This is a genomic window from uncultured Aquimarina sp., assembly GCF_947496855.1.
In the GTDB taxonomy this organism is placed as follows: domain Bacteria; phylum Bacteroidota; class Bacteroidia; order Flavobacteriales; family Flavobacteriaceae; genus Aquimarina.
Map to the genome: position 1 here is coordinate 787441 of NZ_CANMED010000002.1, position 18106 is coordinate 805546.

20 protein-coding genes and 1 tRNA gene are annotated in these 18106 nt (G+C 32.5%); 9 read left to right on the plus strand and 12 right to left on the minus strand.

Annotation, left to right across the window (positions count from 1 at the left end; all coding sequences use genetic code 11):
* Positions 1 to 334 precede the first annotated feature (334 nt).
* From Q0921_RS09350 to Q0921_RS09385, 8 genes are all read left to right on the plus strand, one after another.
* Entirely contained in the window at positions 335 to 1297 is a 963-nt protein-coding gene (locus Q0921_RS09350; RefSeq protein ID WP_299256068.1) for a hypothetical protein, read from the plus strand.
* Between the two features lie 497 nt (positions 1298 to 1794).
* Positions 1795 to 2163, plus strand: coding sequence for an endonuclease domain-containing protein (locus tag Q0921_RS09355; protein ID WP_299256070.1), 369 nt, complete (start codon positions 1795 to 1797; stop codon positions 2161 to 2163).
* A 532-nt stretch (positions 2164 to 2695) separates the two neighbouring features.
* On the plus strand, positions 2696 to 3439 hold the full coding sequence (locus tag Q0921_RS09360) for a hypothetical protein (RefSeq protein WP_299256072.1): 744 nt from the start codon (positions 2696 to 2698) through the stop codon (positions 3437 to 3439).
* A 324-nt stretch (positions 3440 to 3763) separates the two neighbouring features.
* Positions 3764 to 4108, plus strand: a complete 345-nt coding sequence (locus Q0921_RS09365) for a hypothetical protein (protein WP_299256074.1) — start codon at positions 3764 to 3766, stop codon at positions 4106 to 4108.
* Positions 4081 to 4875, plus strand: coding sequence for an ATP-binding protein (locus Q0921_RS09370; RefSeq protein ID WP_299256076.1), 795 nt, complete (start codon positions 4081 to 4083; stop codon positions 4873 to 4875). Before Q0921_RS09365 ends, Q0921_RS09370 begins: the two co-directional genes overlap by 28 nt.
* Before the next feature lie 40 nt (positions 4876 to 4915).
* Positions 4916 to 5554 carry a response regulator transcription factor gene (locus tag Q0921_RS09375; RefSeq protein WP_299256077.1) on the plus strand — a complete coding sequence of 213 codons (639 nt, stop codon included), beginning with the start codon at positions 4916 to 4918 and terminating at the stop codon, positions 5552 to 5554.
* 397 nt (positions 5555 to 5951) lie between these two features.
* Positions 5952 to 7412, plus strand: coding sequence for an RNA polymerase factor sigma-54 (gene rpoN / locus Q0921_RS09380; protein WP_299256079.1), 1461 nt, complete (start codon positions 5952 to 5954; stop codon positions 7410 to 7412).
* Positions 7412 to 8017: a hypothetical protein gene (locus Q0921_RS09385; protein ID WP_299256080.1), complete on the plus strand. Its 606-nt coding sequence runs from the start codon at positions 7412 to 7414 to the stop codon at positions 8015 to 8017. The genes rpoN and Q0921_RS09385 overlap by 1 nt, the downstream gene beginning before the upstream one ends.
* Here Q0921_RS09385 and Q0921_RS09390 read toward each other — a convergent pair.
* The 12 genes from Q0921_RS09390 to Q0921_RS09445 all read right to left on the minus strand — a co-directional run bounded on the left by Q0921_RS09390 (position 8012) and on the right by Q0921_RS09445 (position 16927).
* Positions 8012 to 8728 carry a porin family protein gene (locus Q0921_RS09390; protein WP_299256081.1) on the minus strand — a complete coding sequence of 239 codons (717 nt, stop codon included), beginning with the start codon at positions 8726 to 8728 and terminating at the stop codon, positions 8012 to 8014. The two genes, Q0921_RS09385 and Q0921_RS09390, sit on opposite strands and share 6 nt — an antisense overlap.
* A gap of 148 nt (positions 8729 to 8876) precedes the next feature.
* Positions 8877 to 9356 (minus strand): biopolymer transporter ExbD, encoded by a 480-nt coding sequence (locus tag Q0921_RS09395; protein WP_299256082.1) that lies wholly within the window; start codon positions 9354 to 9356, stop codon positions 8877 to 8879.
* Positions 9357 to 9376: 20 nt separating this feature from the next.
* Positions 9377 to 9994: a biopolymer transporter ExbD gene (locus Q0921_RS09400; protein WP_299256083.1), complete on the minus strand. Its 618-nt coding sequence runs from the start codon at positions 9992 to 9994 to the stop codon at positions 9377 to 9379.
* Between the two features lie 482 nt (positions 9995 to 10476).
* The gene (locus Q0921_RS09405; protein ID WP_299256084.1) at positions 10477 to 10959 is read right to left on the minus strand and encodes a biopolymer transporter ExbD; all 483 of its coding nucleotides are present in this window, start codon (positions 10957 to 10959) and stop codon (positions 10477 to 10479) included.
* Between the two features lie 21 nt (positions 10960 to 10980).
* On the minus strand, positions 10981 to 11589 hold the full coding sequence (locus Q0921_RS09410; RefSeq protein WP_299256085.1) for a biopolymer transporter ExbD: 609 nt from the start codon (positions 11587 to 11589) through the stop codon (positions 10981 to 10983).
* 2 nt (positions 11590 to 11591) lie between these two features.
* Positions 11592 to 12086 carry a hypothetical protein gene (locus tag Q0921_RS09415; RefSeq protein WP_299256087.1) on the minus strand — a complete coding sequence of 165 codons (495 nt, stop codon included), beginning with the start codon at positions 12084 to 12086 and terminating at the stop codon, positions 11592 to 11594.
* Positions 12087 to 12199: 113 nt separating this feature from the next.
* Positions 12200 to 12994: a MotA/TolQ/ExbB proton channel family protein gene (locus tag Q0921_RS09420; RefSeq protein WP_299256088.1), complete on the minus strand. Its 795-nt coding sequence runs from the start codon at positions 12992 to 12994 to the stop codon at positions 12200 to 12202.
* 82 nt (positions 12995 to 13076) lie between these two features.
* A tRNA-Ser gene (locus Q0921_RS09425) sits at positions 13077 to 13164 on the minus strand.
* Positions 13165 to 13234: 70 nt separating this feature from the next.
* On the minus strand, positions 13235 to 14269 hold the full coding sequence (locus Q0921_RS09430; protein WP_299256090.1) for an asparaginase: 1035 nt from the start codon (positions 14267 to 14269) through the stop codon (positions 13235 to 13237).
* A gap of 58 nt (positions 14270 to 14327) precedes the next feature.
* Positions 14328 to 15116, minus strand: coding sequence for a TatD family hydrolase (locus Q0921_RS09435; RefSeq protein WP_299256092.1), 789 nt, complete (start codon positions 15114 to 15116; stop codon positions 14328 to 14330).
* A gap of 492 nt (positions 15117 to 15608) precedes the next feature.
* Positions 15609 to 16343, minus strand: coding sequence for a tetratricopeptide repeat protein (locus Q0921_RS09440; RefSeq protein WP_299256094.1), 735 nt, complete (start codon positions 16341 to 16343; stop codon positions 15609 to 15611).
* A complete protein-coding gene (locus Q0921_RS09445) occupies positions 16340 to 16927 on the minus strand; it encodes a sigma-70 family RNA polymerase sigma factor (protein ID WP_299256096.1) in 588 nt (195 codons plus the stop codon). Before Q0921_RS09445 ends, Q0921_RS09440 begins: the two co-directional genes overlap by 4 nt.
* 132 nt (positions 16928 to 17059) lie before the next feature.
* Here Q0921_RS09445 and Q0921_RS09450 point away from each other — a divergent pair, with 132 nt between their 5' ends.
* A complete protein-coding gene (locus tag Q0921_RS09450) occupies positions 17060 to 18100 on the plus strand; it encodes a hypothetical protein (protein ID WP_299256098.1) in 1041 nt (346 codons plus the stop codon).
* Positions 18101 to 18106 lie beyond the last annotated feature (6 nt).

Here is an 18106-nt window from a genome sequence, read left to right on the forward strand (position 1 = left end):
CGCTAAATCTATCTTCTACTTCGACACCTTTCCCTCTCTGGAAGACGCTCAGTGTGACAACTCACCCTTCGAGAGCCTCAGGGTTCGCTCCCCGAGGGCTGAGGCTCTCGAAGCCCGGTAGTGAGGATGTTCGTGAAAATATGTGAAGAAAACTACAAACCTATATTAAACCACAATACACCTACTAATTCTAAGTAATTATCGAGGGAATTATCCCTTTATGTTTTTTTTAACAAAAACGAGAGATAACATATCGTCTTTTAAAAACACTTACTTATAGGAAGTAAAATAAATTACTTCTCATATTTCAATAATAACCTTTAAATATTTTCACATGAAAAACAAATTTTTAAAATGTTCATTAGCAATCGTGGGGCTTACGATAGGTCTAGCTAGCTGCGAAAAAGAAAATCAAACAACAGAAGAAACTTCTGTAGAATTACAAGTCCCTGAAAAAATCATCTCTTTTAACAAGGCCGTTGATGAGTATAACAACTTTTACAATACTCGCATTGCTCCTTTTAAAGGAAAATCAAATCTAGACGAAACTCGTGCCGTTTGGTTCGATTTAGAGTCTTTAGAAAATCATTTAGAGAAAATTGAAACTGTAGCACAAGAAAAAGGAATTCAAGTATCCCATCTTGGGTTTGTCCTTGGTGCTAACACCAATAATGTCAGAACCATTACTATAGCACCTATGGCGTCACATCCCGATACAGGAGAAAACATGCCTTTTTCTATTAATAATAATCAGATCACTTTTTTAGACAATAATGCTTTTGATAAGTATAGCAATATAACTGACTTAAATTCCTTAACAGACAAAAGTCAAAGCTTACTATTAAGCACTAATGGTTATATATCATCTGCCCAAACAATAGAGATGTATAATAATTATTATGACACTAAAGTAGCGCCATTATACAATGTAGTAGCTAATGACTCACGTATTTGTTTCTATACAAAAGAGACATTCAAGAATTACATTACTTATATTAAAAGACAAGCAGTTGATAATAACATCTCACTTTCTGGTTTTAATATAGTATTTGGTGTGTATGGAGACAATCCTACTTTAGGAAGAGAGTTTGCCAATCATCAGACATTATTCTTCGCTCCAACAAAAACTGACACAAAAAGTAACGATAATAAATCCTATAATTTTAATGGAGAATCTATTATTAATATCGATTTTAGTCAGAATATCTTAGAAAAAATAATATCTAAATTGGATAATGTTGAATCTTCTTCTTTAGCTAATGAAATAGCTGGTGCTCCACCAATGGGAATTGAATAAAATTAATTTGTTATTTTAAAAGTTTTATCCAAAATGTTTTTGAATAAAACCTTATTTATTCAAACCTCACAGGTTTTAAAAACTTGTGAGGTTTACTATTTAGATTCTTATTCAGCAAAAAGGATTCTAATGAACATCCCTCTAAATCTCCCTTCAAAGGGAGACTTCAAAACTCCTATCCTTTGAAGCAATTGAAAGACTCAGATGCTCTAATAACATCTCCCTAAATCCCTCTTCTAATTCAATAGGCTCAACAAACTGTAGCGACTTTTTATCAAAGTACAAAAAATCCTTTTTAGCAGTTTTTAACTCCTCTCCTTTGAAGGAGAGGCTGGGTGAGGATGTTACACACAGTTAAAAAACATCTCCCTAAATCTCTCTTCTACTTCGGCAAGCTCAGCAACCAAGAGGGGCTTATTACAAATCGCAATTCTTAAAAAGAATACATATTAACCAAGAATTACTTACTTTACCGTTCATTAACATTGGTTATTAACGTGGCATTACAAAACATACTTCCATATACTCCTGAAGCAAGAGAATTAGCAAAAGTTCTTAGGAAAAATATGACTGAAAGCGAAAAAATATTTTGGAAACAGGTTAGAAAGAACCACCTTGGCATTCAATTTTTTCGTCAATTTCCCATATTAGAGTATGTCGTGGATTTTTATGCTAAAGAAATTGGTCTAGCCATAGAAATTGATGGAAGTTCACACGATAATCAATTTCTTGAAGACGGTCATAGACAAGGTCGAATCGAAGAACTGGGAGTGAAATTTATTCGATTTACAAATGAACAAATTTTAAGTGATCTAGAAACAGTTCTTGTAGAACTTAAAGAAGTCATTAAAAGTTTTAAACAGTAATAAATCCATACTGTTTTTCAAATTACTCATAAGAACATCTCTCTAAATCCCTCTTCGAAGAGGGACTTTACTTATTCCTATGATTAAAATTCATATACAAACGCTTTAACTCCTCTCCTTTGAATGAGAGGCTGGGTGAGGATGTTACACACAGTTAAAAAACATCCCTCTAAATCTCTCTTCTACTTCGGCAAGCTCAGCAACCAAGAGGGGCTTTTTAAACTCCTCTCCTTTGAAGGAGAGGCTGGGTGAGGATGTTCTCTACAATACAAATACAACCGTCATTTCCCTTTTTATCAAAGGGGTGTTTGCCCCTTTTTATTAAATCCACCACATCCATAAATTTCTATAGAAAGCATTGTAAATCAATATATTCTTCTATGTAATCTACAATAACAAGGATGTTAAATTTTTTTAAACTATATAAAATGGTATTTTTAATTCTTAAAACTTTGTAAAACGAAGTTTTAATTGACTGATCATTTTGGCTTTTGCCAAAATCACACAAATACTTAACAAACCTATATCAAAAATGAAACAACAAACTAACCGTATTAAACAGTATGTAATTATTGCCTTTGCAATCATTCTCTTTGTTTCTTGCCAGAAAGGACAAACAACAGATTCACCAGCATTAGCAAATTTAGAGAGAACCATTAAGGAAAAAGATAGTATTATCAAAAACCTAAAAGAACAATTAGGACAAGTAGCTGATGATAAGCGCAGAAAACCTAACAACATCATTCAATCTGATTTTGCTAAAGAGATTTATCATTCATATGATAAGAGAGAAGAACTGATTAATGAAGTAGTAGGACAAGATGGAGAGGACAATCCATTTAAAGCAACACGATCATTATTTTATGATATTGATGATTTACAACAATACATTTGGTACGTAAAAAGACAATCACTGAGAGCAAGAGTAAAGCCATCAGGATTTAGATTTTATTTTGCATTATATCCTGATAGCTACATTAGAGATAAGGAAGGTAAAAAAGACAAAAAATATGCAGGTCGCCAAACCTTTTTCATAGCACCTACCGTAAGAAAAAAAGTAGGCGATAAAGTAATGGATCTAGGCTACACCTTAGATAATAATTTTAGAGTAGAGCTACTACAGGAAAAAATCGGGTTGGATAGCCGTTTACAGAAAGATGGATCCTATCAAAAAGCTGGTTTCTTTACTATAAACCTTAGCAACTTATCGGGAGAAGAAAATAGTTTAATTGCGAATGAATTTCCAAGCACTCCTCCCAAAAATGAAACACACTAATATTGAATGCAACTAAGTAAAGACTTATTAAATTTATTAATAGAAATTTGTGTAAGTATTGAGGTCATAACGGCTTTAATAGCGACAATCTGTTATACTAAATATAAAAAAACAAAAGCGTTAAAATATATTTTGTTATTTATTTGGTATGTCGTTCTAAACGATTTTGTAGGTCTTTACTTTAGATATCATACAGGGAATAATTCTCTTCAATACAATATCTATAACGTAATTACATTTAGTTTTTTCTTATTATTGTATAGATTTTACCTAAAAAATAAAACGAAAAAGAAACTTGTACTTATTTTTTGGTTAATCTATTTAGTGGCTTTTATTATAAATGGTTTTTACGAAAATTATTTCGACCAATCTCAAAGCTTACCGTATATAATAGGTGCTATTTTCTTATTGATTACTATTATTCTTTATTTTATCGAAATCTTAAATTCTGAAGAAGTTTTATCAGCAAAAAAAAACCTCTTATTCTGGATCAGTGTTGGTCTTTTAATTTATTATGTAGGCAACATACCTTTTAGAATTCTTAGAAATTATTATGCAGAAGTTACTGACGCCACATTAGCGATTCTGGTTAATTTAACAGTAGGTGTGGTTATGTACACTTGCTATATTATTGGTTTTATATGGAGCGACAAGAGACAGGAGTTTTAATAGCAAGTATTGTACTTGTAGTCATAATTGTACTTTTGGTTTTTCTTTTCTTAATTTTCCAGAAGAGAAAGAACAGCTTGCTTCTGCATCAAAAAGAAGCAGAAAAAAAGTTTGAGCGTGCGATTGCAGAAACGCAGATAGAAATACGAGAAGAAACCTTACGCAATATCAGTTGGGAATTACACGATAATATTGGACAACTCCTTACATTAGCAAAAATACAAATAGACGTTGCTAAGGGCGACCCAGAAAGACTTCCGGAAGTTACAGAAACGATAACAAAGAGTCTCACAGAACTAAGAGCCCTATCTAAATTGATTAATCCAGATGCGATCAAAAGCCTTAGCCTAACAGAAGCTATTGCATTAGAAGTAGAACGATTTAATAGATTACAATTTATTGAAGCTACGCTAAGTAGTAATACGGAAGTAAGAACTCTAGATGACAAAGCAGAAATTATTATTTTCAGGATATTACAAGAGTTTTTTAGCAACACTATTAAACATTCTAAAGCTTCTAAACTTAACGTAAATGTGCGTTATGACCAAGAAAAATTAGTCATTCATGCTAAAGATGATGGAGTAGGTTTTGACAAGAAAGATCTTAAATCCAGTCAAAATATTGGTATTGGATTATGTAATATGCAGAATAGAGGAAAATTAATAAACGCAGAGGTTAGTTTAGATTCTGCTAAAGGAAAAGGTACCGCTATAACCCTAACCTATTATTATAAAAAATTAGTAACAGAAGAGGAAGACAACTTATAATAAAGCCTGATTAAACGGCTTGCACACAAAACATATACCCATGAAATACTCAGTAGTCATTGTAGAAGATCATATTCTATTATCGCAGGCATTAGCAGGATTAGTAAATGGATTTTCTAAATTCAAAATATTGTACCTGTGCAAAAATGGACGAGAACTACTTACTCGATTAAAAGATCCTAAAAACATTCCGGATGTTGTTCTTATGGATATCAATATGCCTATAATGAACGGCATCGAGACCACAATCGCTCTTAAAGAAGAATATCCAGAGGTAAATGTCTTGGCACTTTCTGTAGAAGAAGATGAAAAAACCATTCTTAAAATGCTTCGTGCCGGAGCCAAAGGGTATTTATTGAAAGACACGGAAAAGAGTATTCTGGAAAATGCACTGGTAGAAGTACAGGAAACAGGTTTCTACCACACCAAAGATGTTACTAATTTATTATTAGGATCCTTAAATCCTAAAAAAGAAAACAAAGTATTATTAAAGGAGCGAGAAATGGAATTCATCAAACACGCTTGTACAGAAAAAACATATAAAGAAATCGCCAGTGATATGTGTCTTAGCCCTAAAACCATAGAAGGCTACAGAGATTCTATTTTCGAAAAGTTACATCTAAAAAACAGAACTGGACTGGTAATTTATGCAATTAAAAATAAAATATTTATTCCGTAAACGAATTTTCTATTTAAAATTCAATCAGGAATCATACTAGACCTGACAGGTCTTTTTTATATACTTAATTCAAAACGTTTTGAATTAAGTATATAAATTCTGAACACATTACTCTAATAAATCTTACAAATCTGCTACAACTCACATACTACAAATATATTTTGGCGCGTTTATTGATAAATTGCATAAAACAGTTTTAAAATTTATTTTTCAAATAAACTTTCGAACTAATATGAATGAGATCCCGCACTAAATGCAGGATTAGTTCAACTATCTTTTTTTAATCTTCGCTTTTAGTGAATTTTATAAAAAAGTTTCACTAAACTAACCATCGATTACCTACAGAAGTACGCCGTATTTTGTTTATTTTTGTGAGTATAAGAACATTGACATTTTTATGCTAAAGCAACAATTAAATTTTAAACTTTCTCAAAAACTTTCTCCTCAGCAAATTCAGTTGATGAAGCTAATTCAGCTTCCTACACAGGCATTTGAACAACGTTTAAAGCAAGAAATGGAGGAAAACCCTGCATTGGATAGCGGTAAGGAAAAAGCTGATGAGTTTGACGATGCTTTTGGTGATGAAAATTCTGGCGAAGATGACTATGGAACAGAAAAAATAGAGACAGATATCAATGTTGATGAATATCTTAGTGATGATGAAATACCTAGTTACCGTTTAAGTTCTAATAATTATAGTGCTGATGATGAAGAAAAAAATGTTCCGTATGCATCTGGAACATCATTTCACCAACATTTAGTAAATCAATTGAACACCTATCGATTTGATGAAGAAGAGCGAGAAATTGCAGAATTTCTTGTTGGAAGCATTGACGAAAGTGGTTATATCAGAAGATCTTTAGCGGATATTCTTGATGATCTTGCTTTTACACAAAATGTATATACCACTGAGGAGAAAATAGAAAATATTCTAAAAATAGTACACCAGCTAGACCCCGCAGGTGTTGGTGCGAGAAATCTTCAGGAATGTTTGTTGATTCAGTTAGATAGAAAGGAAATCACTATTCCTATTAAATTAGCATCGCTGATCTTAGACAAGTCTTTTGATCATTTTAGCAAAAAGCATTATGATAAGCTTTTAACTAAATTTGACATTACAGAGGATTTACTAAAAGAAGCTATTGAAGAAATTGAGCATCTTAACCCGAAACCAGGTGGTGCTTATGCCGGGAACAATAAACTTATAGAACATGTAGTCCCAGATTTTACCATCAGAATTGTGGATGGGGAATTAGAGCTTACATTAAATGGCCGTAATGCTCCAGAATTACACGTTTCTAGAGAATACAACAATATGTTGCAGGGTTATAAAGCCAGTAAGGAAAAATCTAGATCACAAAAGGATGCAGTAATGTTCATCAAACAAAAATTAGATGCTGCTAAGTGGTTTATTGAAGCCGTTAAACAAAGACAGCAAACACTTTTTTTAACAATGAGTGCAATAATGCACTATCAAGAAAGTTATTTCTTAAGTGGAGACGAGCGTAATCTAAAACCGATGATCCTTAAAGATATTGCAGATGAAATTGATATGGATGTAAGTACCGTTTCTAGAGTAGCAAACAGTAAATATGTAGATACTCCATACGGAACGAAGCTTATCAAAGAATTTTTCTCTGAATCTATGACTAATGATCAAGGAGAAGAAGTTTCTACAAGAGAGATAAAAAAAATACTGGAAATTACAATAGGAGAAGAAGATAAGAAAAAACCTCTTACAGACGAGAAGTTAGCAAAAATCCTGAAAGAAAAAGGATACCCTATAGCCAGAAGAACTGTAGCTAAGTACAGAGAGCAATTAGATATTTCGGTTGCCAGGCTACGAAAAAAGATTTAATGAACTTTTTACTAAAAAGCATTTCATATATTTTTCACCCTTTGTTGATGCCCTTAGCTGGTTCAGTAATTTATTTTGTTACTGCACCTAGATTTATTCCAGAAAATATCATTCAAGCAAAAGTTCTTGGTTTAGTGGTTGTCACGATACTTATTCCAATAGTGCTCTATTTTTTTCTTAGAACAATGGGCATTATCACCTCCATTCATTTAGAAGACGTAAAACAACGTAAGATTCCTTTACTGTTACAGTCATTTTTATTGCTTCTAGTAATCAAAATGATTATTGATGCCTATAATTACCCTGAACTATATTTTTTCTTTCTGGGAGCTTTATTATCATCCTTAAGCGCCATCTTTATGATTTTTTTTGGCATCAAGGCAAGTCTACATATGATTGGAACAGGAGCTGTTACTATGTTTACGATTGCATTAAGTATACATTTCGAAATAAACCTTATTTTACTTATTGCTGCAATGATTATGGCCAATGGACTAGTAGCGACATCAAGACTACATTTTAAAGCTCATACGAACTTAGAACTTACGCTAGGCTTTTTGATAGGGCTTATCCCTCAACTCACTCTAATTAATTTCTGGCTATAGGATATAAAACATCAATCCAATTTTAGCAACACTAAGACCAACTTCTTCAGTACCAATTAGCGCATTATTGTTAAATAGAGGATTCAAACTATAATAAAAGTGAAAATTAAAAGTGTTCCATCCGAAAGTAAAAGTAGCTCCAACTCTCCAACGGTTTAATTCATCGATTTTTGTTTGTCCAACTTGATTTTCAGGCTGTTCAAAATTAGAATTAAAATAATACAGATATCCAACTCTTAATCCAGTATAGATTCTCCAAAACTTATGTGTATTTGGCACAGAAGTTCTCCATCTAAATTCTAGTGGAGCTTCAACCAAATGTGTTGTAAACCTATTTCTGTCATAATCTATCCCTTCAAGACTGCTAAAAATACTCTGTCCCGTTTCCTCATTCTCTCCTATAAACAAGTTTTGACCATAAGTATTGATCGAATACCCCAAACCTAATCCAATGGCTACATTACGTCTTTTATTTATAGGCATATCTCTGGTATAACCCATATGAAATCCACCTGAAAACCCTGATTGACTAACATCTCTTGGTGTATTCCAAAGCAAATTAAATGTAAAACCAACGTAGAATTGATCTTCTCTGTAAAGAGAATCTAATACTTCTTTCTTTTGAGGACCTAGATCATCTAAAGCTATTTCTTGCCCAAAACTGTGACAAGCTAAGAGAAAAAAGCTTAAAAATAAAAGCAATTGCTTCATCCGGCTAACATTTCTTGACATCGATTTCATAGAGGTTACTAAAATAAATCTATTTATTCAGAAAACAGAAGTACTTTCTAAAAAACAACAAGAATTAAAGAATCCCGCGAAAGATCGCGGGATTATACCAAAACATCTTAAAACAAAGTTATTGTATGTTATTTGACGCTTGCCCGGTTTTTGTTGTATAATTAATCTTAAGCATATGCACAGCCCTCAATTCCTTTTTTATATCTCCAACAAGTCCCATTTTAGTATCCTTATCCACCTTTAATGCTGTTGTTAAAAAAGGTCGTAGTTCTTCAGGTTTAGATTTTATCTCTTCCAAAACAAAGGACTTAATCTCCTGAACAGGTGCAAACTTATCATTAAGCTGAATTTTCGCTTCTGTTCCCACGTTTTTATATCTAGAGCTAGGTTTACCAGCATAAATATGTATAACCATATTCTTTCTGTCTAACTTTTCAATCTGATCGGCATATGGAAGCTCATTTTTAACAATAAGCGTATCATTTCGCATTACGGTAGCAACCATAAAGAAAAACAGTAACATAAATACGATATCAGGTAAAGATGCAGTGGAAATTGCAGGTAACTCAGTTTTTGGTTTTTTTTTAAATATTGACATCACGAATAGTTTTTAAGTTATTATAATTCTGCAGTTAAAGGTTCTGCTTCCGAAAGTTTCTCTGGATACATAGCTTGAATTTCTTTTATCCGCTCCTTAAGCTTCGATTTATCGCCGGAGTGATTAACATCCTTAAGCTGTACTTTCATTTCTGTAAAAGACACTCCATATACCCTAAGAGCCTCTCTATTTCGTAATTCATTATAGGCACTTATAAGCTCATTCTGAACGGCGATATATGCTTCATAATTGGTTTCTCGACTATTAATAAGTGATATGATCGCTTTATTTGGATTATCCGAAGATTTTGGATCTCTCATACCTTTGCAATAACTACAGTATTCTGTATCTACGCCTCCTCCATTATCTAAAAAATCAATAGCAGCAGCTTTTAACTGTTTCAACCGTAAAGGCTTCTTCTCAACAAACAATTCATTAACCTGATTTAACTCTACCCTAAATAGATTCTTTTCTCTAACATGGACTTCGGGTTTAATTTCTTCCGGAGGTGGAGGTAATCTTCTACTTATCCCATAGTCCGTCTCAATCGTAGTGCTTACTAAAAAAAAGATGAGTAATAAAAAAGCGATATCCGCCATGGATCCCGCATTCACTTCTGGTGCTAATCTTCTAGCCATAATAATACATATTTAGTTAATAATTACTTACTAAATCAAGCACTGTAAATCTGAAGTGGTATTATTATTTGGAAGAATAAAACAATTCTAATAATCCGTATTTTATAAAATTATTGATTAATACAACCTATAGTAAATATTATCAAAATTAGGATGGTTATAGAATTACAACTGTATTATTTCTATTATTTCAATACCACTGGCTTGGAAGGTTAGATATTGATCAGATTAACAGATCACAGTTATAAATAGTATAACAATTGTTATGCCAGTATAACAACTTATATAAAAATTAGGATTAAATATTCAAAAAACAACCATCCCCTAATAGTTTATAAGTGTATTACAGCCCTTGCAAGCATTATTATTTGATCTCAAACTATTACTAAAAATATCGTCTATATGGATTAATCTCAAAATTTAAGGCACAAAAAAATCCCGCTAAATAAGCGGGATTTTTAATATATTAAAATCTTTAACTTTTACTGAATATTACCAGTAGCTTCACCTTGTCTTGTGGTATAGTTAATTTTTAGCGCTTGAACTTCTCTCAATTCCTTTTTAATATCGCCGACAAGACCCATATTAGTATCAGTATCAACCTTTAGGGCAGTAATAAGAAAAGGTACTTCTTCCTCTCTCTTAGCAGCTCTTTCTGCTAATATAAAAGGTTTAATATCACTTACCTCAGCAAACTTATCGTTTAACTGAATTCTTGCTTGCGTACCTGCACTTGCTGCATATCTAGAACTAGGTTTCCCTGCATAAATATACATTACCAAGTTTTTCTTATCTAGTTTTTCTGTCTGATCCGCTTGAGGAAGTCTATTCTCTATTTTCAAGTTATTCTCCCTCATAACTGTTGCAACCATAAAGAAAAACAGTAACATAAATACGATATCAGGTAAAGACGCTGTTGAAATAGCGGGTAATTCACCACCCTTTTTCTTTTTAAACTTAGACATAATTACGTTTTTATGTTATACTTATTTCTTTGGTTCTGCTTCAGAAAGTTTTTCCGGATACATTAACTGTATTTGTTTTATCTGATCCTTAAGTCTATCCTTACTACCAGAGTAGTTCACATCCTTAAGTTCAGTTTCCATTTGAGTAAATGTCTTTCCGTAAAGTCGTTCTGATTCTCTATTTCTTAATTCAGTGTAAGCTGCAACTAATTCATTTTGTACTGCTATATACGTACCATAACTAGTTTCTCTATTATTACGTAGAGATATTACTGCTTTTTCTGGATTATCCGAAGAGCTTGGATTTTTTTCTCCTTTACAATAGCTACAAGCTTCATCACCTCTTCCTCCTCCATTATCCAAGAAAGCAACTGCTGCTGCACGTAAATCCTTCAACTCCATAGGAGCTTCTTCCACTAAAAGGTCATTATTTTTGTTCAATTCTACTACAAAAATATTTTTTTGTTTTAGAACTGGAGGCTCCACTGTTTCATCTAAAGGCGGTGGTAACTTACGACTAATACCTCTATCCGTATCAATGGTCGTAGTAACCAGAAAGAATATAAGAAGTAAAAATGCAATGTCCGCCATAGATCCTGCGTTCACCTCAGGTGCTGATCTTCTTGCCATAATTATTTACCTATTAATTTTTTAACTCCTGATAATCCCATCAGGCCAACAGCAATAGCTGCTAAAAAGTAGAAAGCATAAATACCAGCTCCTACTAACTTAGATCCACTTTCAGAGAGCACTTCGCCATCTTTCATTGGTGTCTCTACACCTTCTGCCATTGCATATCCTATACCGAGAACGATTAAGAAAGCAACAATTCCGATACCAGCATTTTTTAAACCAGCAGGATTTTTAGCTAAAGCTGAAAAAACAGCAATTAATGTCGCTATTATAATAACAACAAAAATCACCAATGTAAGATTATACATAGGACTCACCAATGAAGTAGCTTCTGCAAAAGCCGATGAAGATGTATCTTTCACCAAATCTTTCGCTTCTGTAATACCATAGTTATCCATAAGTGTGGTAAAATTACCGTTCATCAAGAACAATAATATCGCACCTATAGCACCTACAGCTAGTACAACGTATGATAAAATTTTTGAAATTTTCATGTGACTAATTTTTATTGGGTTGTTATAATTCAACAACCCTATTTTTAAATAATAAATGTTCTAATATGCTATTAAGATTTTATTATCTTAAATAAAATCTTAACAGTCATTTATTATTTTTTGTTTTTGTAAGCTACTAACATATCGATTAAAGTAATCGATGCATCTTCCATATCATTTACTATACTATCAATCTTAGCGATAATGTAGTTATAAAATACTTGTAGTATAATTGCAACAATAAGTCCAAATACCGTAGTAAGAAGTGCTACTTTAATACCTCCTGCTACAAGTGATGGTTGCATATCTCCTGCTGCTTCAATCTTATCAAATGCATCAATCATCCCGATTACTGTACCCATAAACCCAAGCATTGGAGCAAGAGCGATAAATAAAGATACCCAAGATACGTTTTTCTCTAATTGTCCCATTTGAACACCACCATAAGCAACTACTGCTTTTTCTGCAGCATCGATGCTTTCGTCAGCTCTATCAAGACCTTGATAATATATGGAAGCAACTGGACCTTTTGTATTTCTACAAACTTCTTTTGCTGCTTCTACTCCACCACTATTAAGAGCATCCTCTACATTTTGTTGTAGTTTCTTACTGTTAGTAGTAGATAAATTCAAAAAGATAATTCTTTCAATTGCTATCGCAAGACCAAGAATCAAACATAAAAGAACGATTCCCATAAAGCTAGGGCCTCCTTCTATAAAACGTTTTTTAAGATTTTGGTGAAAGGATTCCTCTGCTGCTGCAGGTTCATCCCCATCCTGAATTGTTGTTGTTATTGGAGCAATTAATAATTGCACGTTTGCCGTTAACTGGGCCGGAGCAGTGGCTGCTTGCATATTTCCAAAAGCCATTACTGTTGCGATTGCCAGAATAGAAAATAGTCTTTTCATTGCGCTGATTCTTAATTTTAATTAGTTAAAGGGTTAAAGATAAAAAAATATTACAAAATCCATTAAAAATTTGATAATAATGCAGAGAGGAAGGGATTCGAACCCTCGATACGCTTTTGACGTATACACACTTTCCAGGCGTGCGCCTTCGACCACTCGGCCACCTCTCTATTAAAATATTTGCCAAAAAAATGGTTGAGCAAATAACAAAAAAAATGTTGACTACTAAAATTTGGGACGTTAATTTTCTGACATTTCACCTCGCAATGAAGTTTCATAAATGGTTTTGAGCACTTTAAGAGGTAAATTTTCTCCTAACAAATACATCAATTTAGCCACAGCCGCCTCTGTTGTTATATCTTTTCCTGATATAACACCTGCTTTTTTTAATGCAACACTCGTATCATACTTCCCCATTTCTACACTACCTCCTGAACATTGTGTTACATTTATTATCGGTATATTTTTTTTAATTGTATCAGAAATAATATCTAAAAACCATGATTTAGTCGTGGTATTTCCTGATCCATAGGTCTCAATAATTACACCTTTTATAACTTCTGAGGAAAAAATACTTCTTAAAATCATCTCATTTATTCCAGGAAACATTTTAATAATGACAATATCATTATCAAAATGTGTGTGATACACCATTTTTTTTCTACGATTTGCAACTTGCAAAAAAGAAGTATTTACCTTAAGATGAACTCCTGATTCAACTAACGCAGGGTAGTTGAGTGATTGAAACGCCTTAAAATGCTCTGCATTTATCTTTGTGGTTCTATTAGCTCTAAGCAATTTATACTCAAAATATAACCCAACTTCTGTAATCACCGGTTTTCCTTTATTTTGCAGCGCCGCAATCTGAACTGCGGTTATCAAGTTTTCCTTTGCATCAGTTCTTAGATCACCGATAGGCAACTGAGATCCTGTAAAAATGATAGGCTTTCCTAAATTCTCGAACATAAAACTAATAGCAGATGCAGTATAAGACATAGTATCACTTCCATGCAATACTACAAAACCGTCATATTTTTCATAATTAGTATTGATAATGCTGCCTAGCTCTTTCCAACGTTCGACATCCATATCAGAAGAATCTATAGGTTCTTTAAAACTTATAGTTTCAATATTACAGTCTAGTTGTTTTAGCTCTGGAATATTGAGCAATAATTCATCAAAATCAAAAGCTATTAAAGCTCCTGTTTCGAAATTTTTGACCATACCAATCGTTCCTCCTGTATAGATCAATAATATATCTGGTGAAGTCTTCATTGAAACCATATATTTAGTGGTCTCACAAATGAACAAAATTTATATTACAATCTGCAACCTATATTCCGAATATATCTTTGGAATTTTCTGTTGTAATTCGGGCGATTTCTTCTATTGATTTTTTATAAATATCAGACAGTTTTTCTACCACCTGAATCAAATAAGAACTTTCATTTCTCTTACCTCTATATGGAACAGGTGCTAAATAAGGAGCGTCAGTCTCTAGAACAATATTTTCTAAAGAAAACTCATTTAGAAACTTGTCTATCTTACCATTTTTAAAGGTTACGACTCCTCCAATACCTAATTTCATGTTATATCCAATAGCTCGACAAGCATCATCAATTGTACCCGTAAAACAATGAAATATCCCAAATAGATCTTCTCCCTTTTCGGACTCCAATACTTCAAACACTTCTTCAAAAGCATCACGACAATGAATCACTATAGGTAGTTTATATTTTTTAGCTAGCTTAATCTGATATCTAAATGATTCTTGTTGTTCTTTAAGAAACGTTTTATCCCAGTATAGATCTATCCCTATCTCTCCTACTGCATAAAATTTTTTATTACTATTTTCACTTAATCGTTTTGCCAGCTCCTCTTCCACATGTTGCAGTTCTTCTTTATAATTTTCTTTAACATGTGTAGGATGCAATCCCATCATTAAAAATACATTGTTTGGGTATCTGCTTTCAATATCATACATAGATTCTGTATAACTAGAATCTATGGCAGGAACAAAAAAACGTTCTACTCCAACAGAAATAGCTCTCTCCATCATTTTATCCTGATCCTCTTCAAAAGATTCGCTATAAATATGCGTGTGTGTATCGGTAAGTATCATGCGGCAAAAATAACTAAATTTTGGACACACAATTTGAACTTTTCACGAATAAATTATTCCAAAAACTTGATTGATAAAATCATTTAGTTAACACGAACAATTCGTTCCAAAAGGATAATTATAGATTGATTAAAAATAAGCAACTTATCTGTTATTCTCTATGTAGTTTTATCTATTTTCTAACTCTATCACCATCTGTAAAATTATCTTCACCATTAGGTGTTCCAAATTAAACAAAATCAATCTTCTTACCAATTTACAGTATCGATTACGTTTAGACCTTTTATCGCTTAAAATTTCTTTACACGGAAAATGCAGATTTTTTATTTACTATTTCTCTATGACCGTATATAATCGTTTACACCTACTACATACGCCCTTCTAAATTATTATAAAAACATTGTTACAACTCATTAGAAGTCATAAAACAAAATGGCTTTATTAAAGAAAAAATCACTTATTAAATCTTATAAATCATTTGTTTATGAGTGTTTAAAGTTTTTTAAGTAATTTTTGTGCATGCTGATAATCCTCAGCTTCTTCTGGTAATGATTTTAATAATTCAGTACATCGTCCTATATTTTTCTGCTTCAACTGATTCAAAGCTTCAAACCAGATAGCCTTATATTTATATACAGATGTTCCTTGCCTAAGTTTTTCGAGGATTTCTGACGCTTTTTCGTATTTATCTTGTTCCACCAACGTGATTCCTAAGTAAAAAAGATATTCTGAATTAGAATTATCATTTTTTAATAACTCGGAAAGATATTTCTCTGCCTCTTTATAATTTTTCGAATTAAAAGACACTTGAGCTTTCTTACCTATTTCATCTTCGTTTCCTCTTTCTGTAATGGATAATTCTGGTATCGAAGCAAAATCATTATACGTTGGACCATTTTTAGTAAATGTATATACTCCTAAAATAATCACAACACTAGCAGCAATAGCATATGCCCACGAAGGTATTTTTACTACTTTGGTTTCTTTTTTAGCTGGTTGTTTTTCAAAAAACGAATCGCCTACTTTTTTCAAATTATTTTCTAAATCCGACTGTTCCTCTAAATTTAGATTAGCATCTAGATAGAAAGTCCATTCTTTATATATTCTGAATTCTTCGGAAATCGCCTCATCTTCCTTGATTATTTGGGATAACGTTTTTTCTTCATTACTCGAAAGCTCATCATTAATTTTTCGCTCAAAAAGCTCATATTTTTCTTCTGGGGTCATAACAAGTTCTTTATTTTATTATACTTAGGAGCACTTTGAACCATTTTTGTCAATTGGCCAATACATAGCGATTTCTTCTTGCGGACATACCCGTAAGATTGTCCTAATTTTGATGCTACTTCTTCCATAGATTTTATGGTAAAAGTAGCTTTTAACAACTCTTTACAAGCCTTCCCTAATTGGTCAAATACTTCTTTAAAAAGTTCATTTTTAGCTTCGAAAACCAAGGTTTCATCAACATATTGAACACTCTCGTCATTAATAGATACTACCTCTTCATTAATTGTTACCTCTTTTGTGGTATTCTTTTTTAACTCATTTAACCACTTCCGTTTACAGAGTAAAAAAAAATAGGCATCAAACGGACAAGTAAGTATTAGTTCTTTTTCTTTTGCCTGCCTATATACTGTAATTAAAGTTTCCTGGATTATATCCTGAGCCTTGGATTCATCTCCACTATTCTTCTTTATGTATCCTACAACTTTAGGAGCGAATTTTTTATAGATCTCCTTAATAACAATGCTGTCATTATTTAAGAGAGCTTCTATATATTTCTGATCAGCATGCATTTTAATATTTCCCATAAATGATTTGGTCTGGACATCTAAATTAAAAAAGTTTTTAAGAAATAGGGTAACAAAAAATTAGTGTTGTTGATATGAAGATGTAAACAACAAAATTTAAAAAGCTTTTAATAGGCAATTAAAATTGAAAACATGAAAACAAATAGTACAACAATTACATTACTGAATAACAGTAAGAATGTAAAACAAACCATGATTAACTTTTTACTTTTAAGTTTCACTCTTCTGCTTTTAGGAAGCTGTAGTAAGAATGATGACAATGACATTGTTATCGAACAATTCCTAGACGGATTAGAATTAGAAACTGAGATTATCGAAAATCGTGAACAAGCTTTACAAACAACCATTCTAAACGCTGGTGGTTCTGGAGAAGTATATGGAGCAGAAGGCACTATATTATACTTTCCTGCCAACAGTTTTGAAGATCAAAATGGCAACCCTGTCACAGGTGCTGTTACTATTGAGCTAATTGAAATTTATGACAAGGCAAAAATGTTATTGACTAAAATGCCAACAAACGGAAAACGTCCCAATGGTGATGTAGAAACACTTGTCTCTGGTGGTGAATTTTATATAAATGCCAAACAAAATGGAGAGCAATTACAACTTGTAAATGACTTTATGCTTTTTGCTCCGTCGGATGAATTTGATGAAGATATGAGATTATTTAATGGTCAGGATAATGATTGTAATGACGAAATATTAGCATGTGATATTGTATGGGAAGAAGATGAGCAAGGAGGATTAGAACCTATGCAAAGAGAAGGTCCTAATGGTGAAGGTGTGAGCGGATACGGAGGTTTTCTTGGAAACTTTGGATGGACAAATATTGACCGTTGGTTTAATGATCCTAGACCTAAAACATTATTACAAGTAGATGTTCCAGAAGGTTTTAATAACACAAACAGTAATGTATATGTATCTTATGATGGAGAACCTACCGCATTAGCGTCATTAGATATCTACAATCCTGAAACTGGTCTTTTCTCAGAACATTATGGACTAATTCCGATAGGATTAGAAGTGCATATAATTTTCTTATCTGTGCAAAATGATCAATACATATACGCTATACAACAAGTTACTATAGCCGAAAATCATCTAGAGGTAATTGGAACTACAACCACTGGAACGGAAGCAGGATTAGTAGCTTTAATAAACAATCTTCCGTAAACAAAT

What these genes read in the sequence shown, in the direction of transcription:
- Q0921_RS09370 (WP_299256076.1), top strand. Translation starts at nt 4,081, where the DNA reads ATGGAGCGACAAGAGACAGGAGTTTTAATAGCAAGTATTGTACTTGTA.
- Q0921_RS09435 (WP_299256092.1), bottom strand. Translation starts at nt 15,116, where the DNA reads ATGATACTTACCGATACACACACGCATATTTATAGCGAATCTTTTGAA.
- Q0921_RS09445 (WP_299256096.1), bottom strand. Translation starts at nt 16,927, where the DNA reads ATGGGAAATATTAAAATGCATGCTGATCAGAAATATATAGAAGCTCTC.
- Q0921_RS09395 (WP_299256082.1), bottom strand. Translation starts at nt 9,356, where the DNA reads ATGTCAATATTTAAAAAAAAACCAAAAACTGAGTTACCTGCAATTTCC.
- Q0921_RS09400 (WP_299256083.1), bottom strand. Translation starts at nt 9,994, where the DNA reads ATGGCTAGAAGATTAGCACCAGAAGTGAATGCGGGATCCATGGCGGAT.
- Q0921_RS09410 (WP_299256085.1), bottom strand. Translation starts at nt 11,589, where the DNA reads ATGGCAAGAAGATCAGCACCTGAGGTGAACGCAGGATCTATGGCGGAC.
- Q0921_RS09440 (WP_299256094.1), bottom strand. Translation starts at nt 16,343, where the DNA reads ATGACCCCAGAAGAAAAATATGAGCTTTTTGAGCGAAAAATTAATGAT.
- Q0921_RS09430 (WP_299256090.1), bottom strand. Translation starts at nt 14,269, where the DNA reads ATGAAGACTTCACCAGATATATTATTGATCTATACAGGAGGAACGATT.
- Q0921_RS09405 (WP_299256084.1), bottom strand. Translation starts at nt 10,959, where the DNA reads ATGTCTAAGTTTAAAAAGAAAAAGGGTGGTGAATTACCCGCTATTTCA.
- Q0921_RS09390 (WP_299256081.1), bottom strand. Translation starts at nt 8,728, where the DNA reads ATGAAGCAATTGCTTTTATTTTTAAGCTTTTTTCTCTTAGCTTGTCAC.
- Q0921_RS09385 (WP_299256080.1), top strand. Translation starts at nt 7,412, where the DNA reads ATGAACTTTTTACTAAAAAGCATTTCATATATTTTTCACCCTTTGTTG.
- Q0921_RS09360 (WP_299256072.1), top strand. Translation starts at nt 2,696, where the DNA reads ATGAAACAACAAACTAACCGTATTAAACAGTATGTAATTATTGCCTTT.
- Q0921_RS09350 (WP_299256068.1), top strand. Translation starts at nt 335, where the DNA reads ATGAAAAACAAATTTTTAAAATGTTCATTAGCAATCGTGGGGCTTACG.
- Q0921_RS09420 (WP_299256088.1), bottom strand. Translation starts at nt 12,994, where the DNA reads ATGAAAAGACTATTTTCTATTCTGGCAATCGCAACAGTAATGGCTTTT.
- rpoN (WP_299256079.1), top strand. Translation starts at nt 5,952, where the DNA reads ATGCTAAAGCAACAATTAAATTTTAAACTTTCTCAAAAACTTTCTCCT.
- Q0921_RS09450 (WP_299256098.1), top strand. Translation starts at nt 17,060, where the DNA reads ATGAAAACAAATAGTACAACAATTACATTACTGAATAACAGTAAGAAT.
- Q0921_RS09375 (WP_299256077.1), top strand. Translation starts at nt 4,916, where the DNA reads ATGAAATACTCAGTAGTCATTGTAGAAGATCATATTCTATTATCGCAG.
- Q0921_RS09415 (WP_299256087.1), bottom strand. Translation starts at nt 12,086, where the DNA reads ATGAAAATTTCAAAAATTTTATCATACGTTGTACTAGCTGTAGGTGCT.